This is a genomic window from Cellulosimicrobium sp. Marseille-Q8652, from assembly GCF_965112045.1.
Window position 1 is genome coordinate 1,804,247 of the sequence record NZ_CBCOPS010000001.1, and the last position, 12,998, is coordinate 1,817,244.

13 protein-coding genes are annotated in these 12,998 nt (G+C 73.6%); 7 read left to right on the forward strand and 6 right to left on the reverse strand.

The window, feature by feature from the left end; translation table 11 throughout:
• Positions 1–6: 6 nt before the first annotated feature.
• From ACWPWV_RS07955 to ACWPWV_RS07965, 3 genes are read right to left on the reverse strand one after another with little or no spacing between them, the layout of a single operon-like run.
• The gene (locus tag ACWPWV_RS07955; RefSeq protein ID WP_454042380.1) at positions 7–966 is read right to left on the reverse strand and encodes a carbohydrate ABC transporter permease; all 960 of its coding nucleotides are present in this window, start codon (positions 964–966) and stop codon (positions 7–9) included.
• Positions 963–1,937 carry a carbohydrate ABC transporter permease gene (locus tag ACWPWV_RS07960; protein WP_454042381.1) on the reverse strand — a complete coding sequence of 325 codons (975 nt, stop codon included), beginning with the start codon at positions 1,935–1,937 and terminating at the stop codon, positions 963–965. Before ACWPWV_RS07960 ends, ACWPWV_RS07955 begins: the two co-directional genes overlap by 4 nt.
• A gap of 1 nt (position 1,938) precedes the next feature.
• Entirely contained in the window at positions 1,939–3,324 is a 1,386-nt protein-coding gene (locus ACWPWV_RS07965) for an ABC transporter substrate-binding protein (protein WP_454042382.1), read from the reverse strand.
• A gap of 164 nt (positions 3,325–3,488) precedes the next feature.
• On the opposite strand from ACWPWV_RS07965, the gene ACWPWV_RS07970 reads away from it, so the two are divergent.
• The 4 genes from ACWPWV_RS07970 (at position 3,489) to ACWPWV_RS07985 (ending at position 7,898) form a co-directional block, all read left to right on the forward strand.
• Positions 3,489–4,715 carry an SLC13 family permease gene (locus ACWPWV_RS07970; protein ID WP_454042383.1) on the forward strand — a complete coding sequence of 409 codons (1,227 nt, stop codon included), beginning with the start codon at positions 3,489–3,491 and terminating at the stop codon, positions 4,713–4,715.
• A 344-nt stretch (positions 4,716–5,059) separates the two neighbouring features.
• Positions 5,060–5,686, forward strand: a complete 627-nt coding sequence (locus ACWPWV_RS07975) for a GNAT family N-acetyltransferase (protein WP_454042384.1) — start codon at positions 5,060–5,062, stop codon at positions 5,684–5,686.
• A 116-nt stretch (positions 5,687–5,802) separates the two neighbouring features.
• The gene (locus ACWPWV_RS07980; RefSeq protein ID WP_454042385.1) at positions 5,803–7,527 is read left to right on the forward strand and encodes an alpha/beta hydrolase; all 1,725 of its coding nucleotides are present in this window, start codon (positions 5,803–5,805) and stop codon (positions 7,525–7,527) included.
• A gap of 95 nt (positions 7,528–7,622) precedes the next feature.
• The gene (locus ACWPWV_RS07985) at positions 7,623–7,898 is read left to right on the forward strand and encodes a GlsB/YeaQ/YmgE family stress response membrane protein (RefSeq protein WP_454042386.1); all 276 of its coding nucleotides are present in this window, start codon (positions 7,623–7,625) and stop codon (positions 7,896–7,898) included.
• Positions 7,899–7,978: 80 nt separating this feature from the next.
• Here the strand turns inward: ACWPWV_RS07985 and ACWPWV_RS07990 are convergent, their stop codons facing one another.
• Together ACWPWV_RS07990 and ACWPWV_RS07995 are read right to left on the reverse strand one after the other, a co-directional pair.
• The gene (locus ACWPWV_RS07990; RefSeq protein WP_454042387.1) at positions 7,979–9,169 is read right to left on the reverse strand and encodes an MFS transporter; all 1,191 of its coding nucleotides are present in this window, start codon (positions 9,167–9,169) and stop codon (positions 7,979–7,981) included.
• A gap of 25 nt (positions 9,170–9,194) precedes the next feature.
• Positions 9,195–9,677, reverse strand: coding sequence for a glutathione peroxidase (locus ACWPWV_RS07995; RefSeq protein WP_454042388.1), 483 nt, complete (start codon positions 9,675–9,677; stop codon positions 9,195–9,197).
• A gap of 160 nt (positions 9,678–9,837) precedes the next feature.
• On the opposite strand from ACWPWV_RS07995, the gene ACWPWV_RS08000 reads away from it, so the two are divergent.
• Together ACWPWV_RS08000 and ACWPWV_RS08005 are read left to right on the forward strand one after the other, a co-directional pair.
• Entirely contained in the window at positions 9,838–10,605 is a 768-nt protein-coding gene (locus tag ACWPWV_RS08000; protein ID WP_454042389.1) for an SDR family NAD(P)-dependent oxidoreductase, read from the forward strand.
• Position 10,606: 1 nt separating this feature from the next.
• Positions 10,607–11,332 (forward strand): DNA alkylation repair protein, encoded by a 726-nt coding sequence (locus ACWPWV_RS08005; protein ID WP_454042390.1) that lies wholly within the window; start codon positions 10,607–10,609, stop codon positions 11,330–11,332.
• A gap of 19 nt (positions 11,333–11,351) precedes the next feature.
• Here the strand turns inward: ACWPWV_RS08005 and ACWPWV_RS08010 are convergent, their stop codons facing one another.
• Complete coding sequence (locus ACWPWV_RS08010) at positions 11,352–12,143, reverse strand: CPBP family glutamic-type intramembrane protease (RefSeq protein WP_454042391.1); 792 nt, start codon at positions 12,141–12,143, stop codon at positions 11,352–11,354.
• Between the two features lie 149 nt (positions 12,144–12,292).
• Here ACWPWV_RS08010 and ACWPWV_RS08015 point away from each other — a divergent pair, with 149 nt between their 5' ends.
• A complete protein-coding gene (locus ACWPWV_RS08015; RefSeq protein ID WP_454042392.1) occupies positions 12,293–12,922 on the forward strand; it encodes a uridine kinase in 630 nt (209 codons plus the stop codon).
• Positions 12,923–12,998: the final 76 nt, after the last annotated feature.

Sequence of the window (12,998 nt, forward strand, 5' to 3'; positions counted from 1 at the left end):
CGGGGGTCAGCCCTTGCTGCCGGTCGTCGCGACCCCCTCGACGAAGTGCCGCTGGCCCAGGAAGAACAGGAGGATCATGGGGATCGTCGTGATGACGGAGGCCGTCACGACGATCTCCCACTGCGACTCGCCGCCCGGGCCGAACTGGTCGATGAGGGCCTTGAGCCCGCGGGGGATCGTGAACGTGGACGAGTCCTGCAGGTAGATGAGCGGGCGCATGAGGTCCGTCCAGGACGCCTGCGCCTCGAAGAGGAACGTGAGGATGAGGGCGGGCCGGCACAGCGGCACCGCGAGGCGCCAGAACTGCTGCCAGTTGTTCGCGCCGTCGAGCCTCGCCGCCTCGAACGGCTCGCGCGGCAGGCCCAGGAAGAACTGGCGCAGCAGGAAGATGTAGAACGCGCTGCCGAAGAGGTTGCCCGCCCACAGCGGCACGTTCGTCCCCACGAACCCGAGCTGGTTCCAGATGAGGAACGTGGGGATCATCGTCACCGCGCCGGGGAGCATCATCGTCGCGAGCACGAGCCCGAACAGCGGCCCGCGACCGCGGAAGCGGAAGAACGCGAACCCCCACGCGACGAGCGCGCTCGACAGCGTCACGAGCCCGGCCGCCAGGACCGTGACCACGACCGTGTTGCCCAGCCACAGCGCGAGCGGCGCCTCCTGCCAGACGGTGACGTAGTTGTCGAGCGTGAAGGTGCTCGGGACGAGGCGGTTGTCGAAGACGTCGGCCCGCGGCTTGAACGACGCGGAGAGCAGCCACAGCAGCGGGTACACGAACGTGACCGTCGCCAGGAGGAGCGCGAGGAGCACGACGACGCGCAGCACGCGGCGCCGCGGGCTGCGGCTCCGCGTGGTGCTGCCCGGGGGCGGGGGAGGCACGACGGCGTTCGCGTCCCCCGTCGCGGGGTCCGGCGCCGCGCCGGGTCCGGAGACCGCGGGGCGCGGGAAGGACGGGGCGGTGGTCATCGCTGCTCCCCCTCGTAGTAGACGAGGCGTCTCGACACGAGGAGCTGGACGACCGTGACGAGCATGATGACGACGAACAGGAGCCACGCCAGCGCCGACGCGTACCCCATGTGCAGCTCCTGGAAGCCCTCCTGGAACAGGTAGATCACGTAGAACAGCGCGGCGTCGTTGCTGTACGTCGAGTTGCCCGCGCCGAAGTACGCCGAGTACGCCTCGGTGAACATCTGGAAAGCGGCGATCGTGTTGACGACGACGACGAAGAAGATCGCCCCGCTGATCATCGGGATCGTCACGGTGCGCGTACGGCGCCAGAACCCGGCGCCGTCGACCTTGGCGGCGTCGTACAGGTCGTTCGGCACGTTGCGCAGCGCCGCGAGGAGGATGATCACGGCCGCGCCCACGGTCCACAGGCTGATGAGGACGAGGCCGGGCTTGATCCAGTCCTGGTCCGTGGTCCACGACGGGCCCTGGATGCCGAACCAGGACAGCACCTCGTTGACCACGCCGTACTGCCCGTTGAAGAGGAGCAGGAGCAGGACGCCCACGGCCACCGGCGGCGTCATCTTCGGGATGAAGAACGCCGTGCGGAAGAACCCGGCGGAGCGCCCGGCCTGGTTGAGCAGCAGCGCGAGACCCAGCCCGACGAGCGTGTAGAGCGGCACCTGGAGCACCGTGTACACGAGCGTGTTCCAGAGGGAGAGGGAGACCTTCGGGTCCTGGAACATCTCCCGGTAGTTGTCCAGGCCGACGAACGTCGGGTCGTTGATGACGTCGTAGTCCGTGAAGGACAGGTAGGCGCTGTAGACGATCGGCCACGCGGTGAAGATCAGGAAGCCGACGATCCACGGGCTGATGAACCGCAGCGCCGCGTTGCGCTCGCGGCGCGCGCCCGGGCTCAGGCGGTGCCGACGGCCGGTGTCGTCGCGTCCCCGCGCCGCGGCTCCCGGTGCCGCGACGTCGACCGCGGTCACCTCACTCCTCCTCGTCCCACTGCGCCCACGCGTCGTCGAGGGCGCCCTGAGCCTCCTCCTGCGCCTGGGCCATGGCCTCCGCCGGCTCCTGCTGACCGTTGAGCACGCGGTTCACCGCGTCCTGCCACGCCGTCTCGAACTCGTTGTCCGCGGGGTTGGCGGGCAGGGCGAACGTCGCGTCGTTCGCCTCGTACATCGCGTCGATCGCGTCCTGCCACGGCTGCGGCGCGTCGTCGGGGACCAGCTCGGAGCGGATCTGCTCGTCGGCCTCCTCGTTGCCCGTGAGCACGCCCGTGAACACCAGGCCGTCCTGCTCGCGCGCGTCGGCGCGGGCCTGCGCCGCCTCGACCCACGCGTCCGTCTCGGTCATGAGCCGCGCGAACCGGCACGCGGCGCCCGCGTTCTCGCTCCCGCGCGGCACGGCCCAGGCCGAGCCCGACGCGAAGGCGATCGGGTCGCCGTCGGTGGTGCGGACGGCGTCGAACGCCATGGGCGCGTCCGGCGACGACTCGTTGAGCACGTTGATGTACCACTGCTCCATGGGCATCGCACCGAGCACGTTCGTCGCGAACTGGTTGCCGGCGCCGAAGAAGTCCGCCGAGTCGCGGTACGTCTTCACGGCGGGGAACCCGCCCTGCGCGTCGTAGATGCCGACGGCCCACTCGAGCGACTCGACGACCTCGGGGCTGTCGAGCTGCGCGGTCCGCCCGTCCTCCGAGAGCAGGTCGGCCCCGACGGACTTCGCCCACAGCGGGAGGAACTCGGGGAGCTTCGAGTCGTACCCGATGACGCTCAGCGTGCCGCCGTCGGCGTTCATCAGCGCCTCGTTGGCCGCCGTGACCGCCTCGCGGTCCGAGCCGTTGACGTCCTCGACCGAGAGCCCTGCCGCGTCGAGGAGCTCCGCGTTGGCCATCGTCACCTGCACCTGGTTGAACTCGGGGATCCCGTAGACGCTGCCGTCGAAGGTCACCTGCTCCACGGCGGTGTCGACGAACGCGTCCATGTCGACGTCCTCCGCCTCGACGCACTCGTCCAGGGACAGGATCGCGTCGCGCGACGCGAACGTGCCGATCTGGTCGCGGTTCGCGTAGACGAGGTCGGGCGGGTTGCCGGACGCGACCGACGAGAGGAACGCCTGGATGTCGAGCTCCCCCTCGGAGAGCTTCACGTCGGCGCCGAGCTCCTCGACCGCGCGGTCGTACCGCACCTCACCGATCTCGTCGCCCGTGCCGAAGCCCATGACGGAGATCTCCCCGGGGGTCTCGTCGACCGAGAAGTCGGTGTCCGTCTCGGTGTCGCCCGTCCCCTGCGCGCACGCGGCGAGGACCAGGGCCCCCACCGCCAGCATGCCCGTCCGTGCGGCTGCGGTGCCGCGTCCTCGTCGCATCTCCGGCCTCCTCAGGATCACCGCAGGACGGTCGACGGGTCGACGACGCCACCGCGCGGCTCGACGCAGTCGGCGGGATGCCGCCGACGCCGCCAGTGAAGCACCGGCCCTGCTTGCTCACACGCCGAAGCGCTTCTCCGTCGCCGGCGACGTACCCTGCCGCGGTGACGTCTCCTGGTCCTGGCGGCGCGGGCCCGGACCTCGGGGCCGTGGACGACCACCACCGCCGCCGGCGCCGCGTCCCGCCGTGGGCGGTCGCGGCGCTCCTGGTCGTCGCCCTCCCCGCCACGGGTCTCCTCCCGTCCGACGACGCGCGCGACCTCCTCGTCCGCACCGGGCCGGTCCTCGTCTTCCTCCTCGCGATCACCGTCGTCGCGGAGCTGTGCGCCGGTGCCGGGCTGTTCGACGCGGTCGCCGGTCGTGCGGCGCGCGTCGCCCGGGGTCGACGCCTCGTGCTGTGGGCGCTCGTCGTGCTGCTCGCGACCGCGAGCACCGTCGTGCTGTCCCTCGACACGACGGCGGTGCTCGTCACCCCCGTCGTGCTCGCCCTCGCGCGGCGCACGGGGACGCGCCCCCTGCCGCTCGCCCTCACGGTCCTCGCGCTCGCCAACACGGCGTCGCTGCTGCTGCCCGTCTCGAACCTCACGAACCTCCTCGTGGCCCACCGGTTCGGGTCCGGGTACGTCGCCGCGATGTGGCTCCCGGCGCTCGCGGTCCTCGCCGTGACGGTCGTCGTGCTCCTGGCCCTGCACGGCCGGTCGATCAGGGGCCGCTTCACCCTCGCCGACGGCGGCCCGGTCCCGCCCGACCGCGTGCTCCTCGTCGTGACGGGCGTCGTCGTGACCCTGCTCGCCGTGGCGTTCGCGGCCGAGCTCCCCGTCGCGGTCGTCGCGCTCGCGGGCGTCGTCGTGCTGGGCCTCGCGACGTGGTGGCGTCGCGTGCCCCTCCTCGTCCCCGTGCGCGAGATGGTCCCGTGGCGGTCCGCCGTCGTCGTCGCGGGCCTGTTCGTCGTCGTCGAGGCGTGGCACGCGCACGGTCTCGGCGACCTCCTCGCCGCGGTCGCCGGGGACGGCACGGACGGCGGCGACCTCGCCCGCCTCGCGGCGACCGGTGTGCTCGCGGCCAACGCGGTGAACAACCTCCCGGCGTTCCTCGCGCTCGCCCCCGCCGACGGCGAGGACCTCGACCGTCTCGCGACGCTCCTCGTCGCGGTGAACGCGGGACCGCTCGTCACGCCCTGGGCGTCGCTCGCGACCGTCCTGTGGTGGCAGCAGTACCGGCGGCACACGTTCGGGAGCGGTGGGCCGCCCGCGTGGCCCGTCGTCCGGCAGGGTCTCCTGCTCGCCCCGCTCGCCGTCGCGGCGGGGGTCCTGGCGGTCGCGCTGCGCTGACCGAGTCGCGGCCGGGCTTCGCCCTCCTGGTAGGTGAAGCAGACGATCCACGTCGTGCCGTCGAGGGCTTCGGCCGCGGCGGTGTAGTCAGCGGCTCGTCCCGCCTTGTTGCGGGTAGCGATCAGGGGCCCAGGAGCATGGAGCGGTAGTCGTCCTCGGTGAGCCCGTTCTGGGTGATGTGGTCCCGATTGCGGTCGTCGATGTCGACGTACGTGATGGTGAACCGCGGCATCGAGTCCCCTGTATGACCGATTGAGTTGTCGTGTATGACAACGATGGGCCGGGCCTGTCGGCGGCGCGAGGGCCGTTGCGCCGGGGAACGCTTCCTCGGAAGGATCCAGAGCATGCGCCGCCCAGAGGTCCGTCCGTACCGCCCGTCCGACCGACGCGACCTCTACGACGTGTGCGTCCGGACCGCCGACGCCGGCGGCGACGCGCGCGGGCTCCACGCGGACGACGACCTGATGGGCGACCTCTTCGCGGGCCCGTACGCGACGCTCGAGCCACACCTCGCGTTCGTCGTCGACGACGGCGAGCGTGTCGTCGGGTACGTCGTCGGCACGTCCAGCACGCCGCGGTTCGCCCAGCGGTACCGCGACGAGTGGATCCCGGCGCTCGGTGCCCGGCGACCGTCGCCGCCGGACCCGCTGCCCGCGGACGCCTCACCGGACGAGGTGATGCTGCACCTGCACCACCACCCCGAGCGGCTCCTCGTGCCCGAGCTCGCGCCGTACCCGGGCCACCTGCACGTCGACCTCCTGCCGGAGGCCCAGGGCCGCGGCCTCGGTCGCGTCCTGGTCGAGACATGGTCGCGCGCGGCGGCGGACGCCGGGGCGCCCGCGCTCCACGTCGGGATGGTGACGGCGAACGTCCCGGCGCGCGGGTTCTACGACACCCTGGGCTTCCACGAGATCGACGTCGCCGACCCCGGCCCCCTCACGTACCTCGGCCGCGCGACCGTCCCCTCGTGAGCATGACCGGGGGTCCCGGTCCGGCGGATGACTCCCACCCCCGCTGCGGTGGGAGAGCGGTCACGTCCGGTCATGTCGAGGTGCGCGTCCGGTCCTTCCGTGGTCTGGTGCTGGTCATGACTTCGCGATCGACGACGACACGAGCTGTCCGCGCCGCAGCGTCCACGCTGGCGGCGGTCCTCCTCCTGGGCGGCCTGCCCGCCGCGGCCGTCGCCGGGCCGGGGGGTGACCCACCGCGCGGGACCGGCAGCGCGCCGTCGGGAAGCAGTGACGGAGGCCCGACGACGGCGGGCCAGGTCGACGCGCCCGTGCCGGAGGTCGCGTGGGGTCCGTGCGAGGGCGAGGGGCTCGACGCGTTCGACTGCGCGACCGTCGAGGTCCCGACGGACTACGACCGCCCGCAGGGCCGCACGACGACGATCGGCCTCACGCGGCTGCCCGCGAGCGACCCCGAGGCGCGGGTCGGGAGCCTGTTCACCAACTTCGGCGGCCCGGGTGGCCCGGGCGTCGAGACGCTGCACCTCCTGGGCGGCTCGCTGTTCGACGAGGAGGTCCTCGCGGCGTACGACGTCATCGGGTTCGACCCGCGCGCCGTCGGGACGTCGGACCCGGCGACGTGCTTCCGCGACGCCGGGCGGGAGGAGGCGTTCCTCGCGGGCCTGCCCGCGTTCCCCGTGACGGCGCGCGAGGAGGCGCGGTTCCTCGGGCAGGTGGCCGTCCTCGGGGCGGGCTGCTCCCTCTTCTCGGGCGACCGCATCTCCTCGTCGTCGACCGCGAACGTCGCCCGCGACATGGACCTCCTGCGCCAGGCCGTGGGCGACGACCGGCTGTCCTACGTCGGCTACTCGTACGGGACCGTGCTCGGCGCGACGTACGCCGCGCTCTTCCCGGACCGGGTCCGCGCGATGGTGCTCGACGGGACGATGGACGTCGAGGCGTGGTCGGGCGTGGGCTCGAAGGAGCTCGTCGGGGCGCGCATCGGCCAGGCCGCGGGCGCGACCGAGACGTTCGGCGAGTTCGCCCGGCTGTGCGCGGAGGCCGGTCCCGCGACCTGCGCGCTCGCGTCGCTCGGGGACCCGGCCGAGGTGGTCGAGGCCACGTACGCCGCCCTGGAGGCGCGGCCGGTGTCCGTGCCGATGCCCGACGGAAGCACCACCGAGATCGGCTACGACGACACCGTCGCTCTCGTGTTCTCGTACCTCTACGAGCCCGTCGCGTGGGGCGACCTCGACCTGACGCTCGCGCAGCTCGCGGTGATGAGCGGCGCCGTCGAGCCGCCGGCAGCCGCCCGCCAGCCGCGCGCTCTCGGTGCCCTGCCCTCGCTCGGCGAGCTCCTGCGCCGCGCCGGCTGGGCCGAGGACTACCCGTCGATCGGCGGCGCGCTCGCGAGCCTGTGCGTCGACACCACGACGCCGGGACGACCCTGGCAGTACCCCGCGAAGGTCGACGCCCTCGACGCGCAGTACCCGCACTTCGGCCGGCTGCGGGGCTGGGTGGGCGTGCAGTGCGAGTTCGTCGCGGCGCACGACGAGGACGCCTTCACCGGGCCGTGGGACCAGACGACGCAGACGCCCGTCCTCGTGATCGGCACCCGCTACGACCCGGCGACCCCGTACGGCTTCACGCAGCCCTACGCCGACCGGTGGCCCGACGCCCGCGTGCTCACGGTCGAGGGCTGGGGCCACACGGTCGTCGGCAAGAGCGCGTGCGCGGACCAGGCGGTGGCTCGCTACCTCGTGGACGGCGAGGCGACGGACGGTGCCTCGTGCGCCCAGGACGTCGTGCCGTTCGAGACCCCCACGGTCCCGCTGGGCGAGGCGTCGACGCTGCCACCGGGCTGAGCCTCCGCCGCGTCCGGGATGCGGGGACCGTCCCGATCTGGGATCGTCCTGGCTCGCGGAAAAACCGCGCACACCGGATGAAACGGAGACTCATCATGGGTTGGCTCGCCTACATCGTGCTCGGCCTCGTCGCGGGACTCGTCGCGCGTGCCGTGCTGCCCGGCAAGCAGACCAGCTCTCTCGTCATCACCATCGTCCTCGGGATCCTCGGCGCGCTGCTCGGCGGCTGGCTCGGGGCGGAGTTCTTCGGCACCACGCTGGGCGACCTGGGCGACTTCCGCACCTGGCTGCTCGCGCTCTTCGGCTCGCTCATCACGCTCGGGCTCTACGGAGCCCTGACGAACGGCAACCGCCGCCGTCGCCGCGCCTGACCTGTCGTCCGGGCCCGGTCCTCGTCGTCGTCGACGGCGAGGACCGGGCCCTTCTCGTGGGCACGCCCGCGTGGCCGGACCTACCCATCCCCCGATGTCGGGCCGGCGGGGAACGCGCGCCTCGCCACGAGCACGACGACGAGCGCCGCGAGGATCATCGCGGCCCCGACGAACGGCACGACCTCGAGCCCGGCGCCGGCGAGGACGAGCGCGCCGATCGCGGCCCCGCCGCCGATGCCGACGTTCGCCGTCGTGTTGACGAGCGCGCCCGTCATGTCGGGCGAGGCGCCGTGGGCCTTGATGGCCGCCGACTGGAAGACCGACGCGACGCCGCCGAACCCCGCGCTCCAGACCGCCGTCGCGACGAGCACGCCCACCAGGCCGGGGAAGGTCAGCCCGAGCGCGAGCATCCCGCCCCCGACGGCGACGAGCATGACGACCGTGGTGCGTCGCGGCCGGTGGTCGAGACGCGCCGCGGCGAACGCGGTCCCGAGCAGCCCGAGCGCGCCGAGCACGAGCAGCGCCGGGCCGAGCGCGGACTCGGTGAGGCCGGCCGCCAGCAGCAGCACGGACACGTACGTGTACACCGTGTACTGGCCCAGGTAGGTCAGGGCGTTGGTCGTGACCACGACGGCGAGCGCCGCACGGCGGGCCGACCGCGCGGCGTCGGCGGGCGGTGCGCCCCCGCCGGGCACGGGCGGGAGCAGCCACGCGATGAGGAGCGTCGTCGCCGCGCAGACCCCGGCGAGGACGGCGAACGAGGCACGCCAGCCCACGGCGGCCCCGAGCGCGGTCGACAGCGGGACGCCGAGCACGAACCCGGCGGACGCGCCCGAGGTCACGAGGGCGAGCGACCGACCCGTCAGGTGCGGCCGGACGAGGCGCGACGCGTACCCGATGCTGACCGAGAAGAACACGGCGTGCGACGCGCCGCCGAGCGCCCGCGCCGCCGCCACGACGGCGAACGTCGGCGCGATCGCGACGAGCACGTTGCTCAGCGTGTAGACGACGAGCGTCGTGAGCAGCAGCCCCTTGCGCGGGAGCCGGCGCGTGCCGAGCGTCAGCGGCACGGCGAGCGCGGCGACCATGAGCGCGTAGGCCGTCACGAGCAGGCCGGCGAGCGACTCCGTGACGTCGAGATCGGTGCTGATCAGGGGGAGGAGGCCGATCGGCACGAGCTCGGTCGTGATCGCGACGAACGTCGCGAGGCTCAGCGCGACGATGCCTCCGGCGGCCTCGCGGATGCCCCCGCGGACGGCTGGCCGTGTCATCGGGCGAGCGTACCGGGCGGGCCGCTCAGCGCGGCAGGTGCGCCTCGACCAGCCCGACGATCGCCGGGTCGTCGGGGAGGGTGCGCGGCCGGAAGCGGTGCACCGCGCCGCCCGGGAGCACGACGAACTTCTCGAAGTTCCACGTCACGCGGCCGGCCTTGCCCTCGGCGTCGGGCGTCTTCTTGAGCTCCGTGTACAGCGGGTGCTCGTTGCGACCGTTGACGCGCACGCGGTCGACCACGGGGAACGTCACGCCGTACGTCACGGAGCAGAACTCCTGGATCGCCTCGTTGCTGCCGAGCTCCTGGAGGAACTGGTTGCTCGGGAAGCCGATGACCTGGAACCCGCGGTCGCCGTACTCCTTCTGCATCGTCTCGAGCGTCGCGTACTGCGGTGCGAGACCGCACCGTGACGCGACGTTGACGACGAGGACCACGTCGTCGCGGTGCTCGCCGAGGGTGCGGGTCGAGCCGTCCATCGCCTGGAACGGGATGTCGTAGAGGGTCATGCTGCCATCCTGCACCCGTCGCGACGCCGGTCCGCCCCGGGACGGACCAGGGGGGCTCCGGGACCGAGCGCCCGACGGTCGACGTCGCGACGGACGGGTCGACCTCGGTACGGTCGTGGGGGACGGGCGACGTGGCCCGGCTGGCTGCGGAGGAGACGGCATGCGGATCGACGGCACGGTGGCGCTCGTGACGGGGGGAGCGTCCGGGCTCGGGCGCGCGACGGCGGAGGGTCTGGTCGCCGCGGGCGCGCGCGTGGTCGTCGCGGACCTCGCGTCGTCCGACGGGGCCGCGGTCGCCGAGGCCCTGGGCGACGCCGCGCGCTTCGTCCCCGCCGACGTGACGGACGAGGACGACGTCGCGCGAGCTCTCGACGTCGCGGACGACCTGGGCGGCGCGCGCGTCGTCGTGAGCTGCGCCGGGATCGTCCTCGCGCAGCGCGTGCTGGGCAAGCAGGGCGTGCACGCGCTCGACGCGTTCCGGCGCGTCGTCGAGGTGAACCTCGTCGGCACGTTCAACGTCGTGCGGCTCGCGGCCGAGCGGATGGTCGCGCTCGACCTCCTGCCCGACGGCGAGGAGCGCGGCGTCGTCGTGCAGACCGCGTCCGTCGCCGCGACCGACGGTCAGGTCGGGCAGGCCGCGTACGCGGCGTCGAAGGCCGGTGTCGCGGGGCTGACCCTCCCGCTCGCGCGGGACCTGGCCCAGCACCGCATCCGCGTCATGACGATCGCCCCCGGCATCTTCCGGACGCCGATGATGGCGTCGCTGCCCGAGGAGGCCCAGGAGTCCCTCGCCGCGCAGGTGCCGCACCCGAGCCGGCTCGGGCGGCCCGAGGAGTACGCGCGGCTCGTGCGGTCGATCGTCGAGAACCCCATGCTCAACGGCGAGGTGATCCGCCTCGACGGGGCGATCCGGATGGCGCCGCGCTGACATGCGACCCGACCCGGCGACCACCGCCCCCGCGCTCGACGCCGCCACGTTCCGCGCCGAGCTGCTCTCGCAGGCCACGCGCGAGCAGAAGCGCCAGTACGCGCGGTTCTTCCCCGGCGACGCCTCGTTCGCCGGCGTGCGCATGGGCGACGTCTTCACGCTCGCGAAGCGCTCGCTCGCGATGCCCGTCGCGGAGATCGAGCGCCTCCTCGAGGACCCCGTCCACGAGGTGCGGGCCGGCGCGTGCTCGATCATGGGCAAGGCGTCCACCGCCCGTCGCGTCGACCCGGCCCGCCACGCCGAGCTCGTCGGGCTCCTGCTGCGGCGCCACGACCGCGTCGACGCGTGGGACCTCGTCGACCTCACGGCCCACCAGGTGCTCGGGACCTGGCTCCTGGACCGGCCTCGGGACCCGCTCTACGACCTCGCGCGCGCCCCCGACTGGCCGCGCCGCCGGACCGCGGTCGTCGCGACGGCCGCGTTCCTGCGCAAGGGCCAGGTCGACGACACGCTCCGCCTCGCCGAGATCCTGCACGACGACCCGGAGCCGTTCGTCCAGAAGGGCGTCGGCTGGATGCTGCGCGTCGTCGGCGACGTCGAGCCGGAGAGGTTCCGTGCGTTCCTCGACGAGCACGCCGCGACGATGCCGCGCCCGACGCTGCGGGCCGCCGTCGAGAAGTTGCCCCCCGCGGAGCGCAGGGCGTGGGCCACGTCGTCGCCGACCTGAGCGCGCGCCCGACCGCGCGTCAGCCGACCGTCCCCGAACCGAGCAGCCCGAGGCCGAAGAGCGTCCAGTCGTTGAGGACGTGCGCGCCCGCCGAGACCGCGAGGTTCTTCGTCAGCAGGTAGGGGACGAAGAGGATGACGCGCGCCACGCCGATGATGAGCAGGCACTGCAGCAGGTTCCAGTCGTACGTCGGCAGGTGGATCAGCGCGAAGATCACGGCGGCGACGGCGACGGCGACCGTGACCGAGGCGCGTCGGCCCAAGCGCCACGCGACGGTCGCCAGGGTCAGCACGGCCAGGAACGGCACGACCGTGAAGACCTCCTCGCCGACCAGCTGCGGGACCATGCTGAGGAAGTACGCGATCCGGTCGCCCGCCCCGAGGTCGGCGAGCGCCGCGCCCGTCGGGTTGGGGGTGGCCTCGAACAGGGACGACACGAGCACGCCCACCAGGAACGTCACGACGACGTTGAGCACCGCGAACCCGACCATGAGGCCGACGTCGCGACCGCGCACCCGGCGGAAGAGCGTGCCCCACGCCGCGCGCAGGCCCCCCAGTGCCCACGCGAGGGCGAGCAGCGGCAGGCCGGCGAACAGGAGGCCGCGCACCACGATGCTCAGCCAGGGCGGTCCCGGCACGCCGACGAGCAGGTCGCACGCGGCGGCCACGAGCCACGCTCCGAGGAGCACCGCCCACTGGACGCCCGTGAGCCGCCGCGGGTCACCGGCGTAGAGGGGGAAGTCGCGACCGCGGGCGGGGGTGCCGCTCGCGGCGAGGGTCGTGCCGTCGCCGGCCGGTGCCGCACTGCTCATGGTGGTTCTCCTGGGTGACGGTGGGCGCACTGCGGCGCGGCCGGTGCGGGCGCCCCGAGCAGTATGGGACGCGGACGCCCCGACCGCTCGCCCGGTCGCTCACCCGGCCCTGCGACGCCTCCCACCGCGCGCGGTGCGATGCTGGCTCCGTGCGCGTCGAACCGGTGTCCGAGGACGTCCTCGTGCGACGCGTGGTCGACGTCGTGCTCGCCCGCCCGGTCGGACCCGGCGCCCTGCGCGTGCTCGTCGACGGGCATCCCTCGACCCGACCGGAGGCGCTCGCCGACGCGCTCGCCGACCCGTTGCGCGCCGCGGGCAGGCCGGTCGCCCGGCTGCACGTCGCGGACTTCTGGCGGGCCGCGTCGCTGCGGCTCGAGCGCGGACGCCAGGACCCGGACGCGCTGCTCGAGGACCGGATCGACGTCGCGGGCCTGAACCGCGAGGTGCTCGACGCGGTCGGTGCGGGCGGCCGGGGCCGGTACGTCCCGAGCCTGCGCGACCCCGTGACGGACCGCGCGACGCGCGCGGCGTACGTCGAGGCGGAACCCGGGCTGGTGGTCGTGCTCGACGGGTCGCTGTCGCTCGGTCGCGGACTCGTGACGGACCTCGCGGTCCACCTCGCGCTCCGGCCGGCGACGGTCGAGCGCCGGACCGCCGCGGCGGACGCGTGGACGCTGCGGGCCTACGCGCGGTACGCGACCGAGGTCGTGCCGGAGCAGGTCGCGGACGTGGTGGTCCGGGTCGACGACGCCCGGCACCCCGCGCTCGTCGAACGGTGACGACGGGTTGCTCCACCGTGCACGAGCGCCCCGCTCGTGGAACTCTCGAACCTTGCCCGCCGAGCGAAGGAGTCCT

What these genes read in the sequence shown, in the direction of transcription:
- ACWPWV_RS07955 (WP_454042380.1), bottom strand. Translation starts at nt 966, where the DNA reads ATGACCACCGCCCCGTCCTTCCCGCGCCCCGCGGTCTCCGGACCCGGC.
- ACWPWV_RS07965 (WP_454042382.1), bottom strand. Translation starts at nt 3,324, where the DNA reads ATGCGACGAGGACGCGGCACCGCAGCCGCACGGACGGGCATGCTGGCG.
- ACWPWV_RS07975 (WP_454042384.1), top strand. Translation starts at nt 5,060, where the DNA reads ATGCGCCGCCCAGAGGTCCGTCCGTACCGCCCGTCCGACCGACGCGAC.
- ACWPWV_RS07980 (WP_454042385.1), top strand. Translation starts at nt 5,803, where the DNA reads ATGACTTCGCGATCGACGACGACACGAGCTGTCCGCGCCGCAGCGTCC.
- ACWPWV_RS07985 (WP_454042386.1), top strand. Translation starts at nt 7,623, where the DNA reads ATGGGTTGGCTCGCCTACATCGTGCTCGGCCTCGTCGCGGGACTCGTC.
- ACWPWV_RS07990 (WP_454042387.1), bottom strand. Translation starts at nt 9,169, where the DNA reads ATGACACGGCCAGCCGTCCGCGGGGGCATCCGCGAGGCCGCCGGAGGC.
- ACWPWV_RS07995 (WP_454042388.1), bottom strand. Translation starts at nt 9,677, where the DNA reads ATGACCCTCTACGACATCCCGTTCCAGGCGATGGACGGCTCGACCCGC.
- ACWPWV_RS08000 (WP_454042389.1), top strand. Translation starts at nt 9,838, where the DNA reads ATGCGGATCGACGGCACGGTGGCGCTCGTGACGGGGGGAGCGTCCGGG.
- ACWPWV_RS08005 (WP_454042390.1), top strand. Translation starts at nt 10,607, where the DNA reads ATGCGACCCGACCCGGCGACCACCGCCCCCGCGCTCGACGCCGCCACG.
- ACWPWV_RS08010 (WP_454042391.1), bottom strand. Translation starts at nt 12,143, where the DNA reads ATGAGCAGTGCGGCACCGGCCGGCGACGGCACGACCCTCGCCGCGAGC.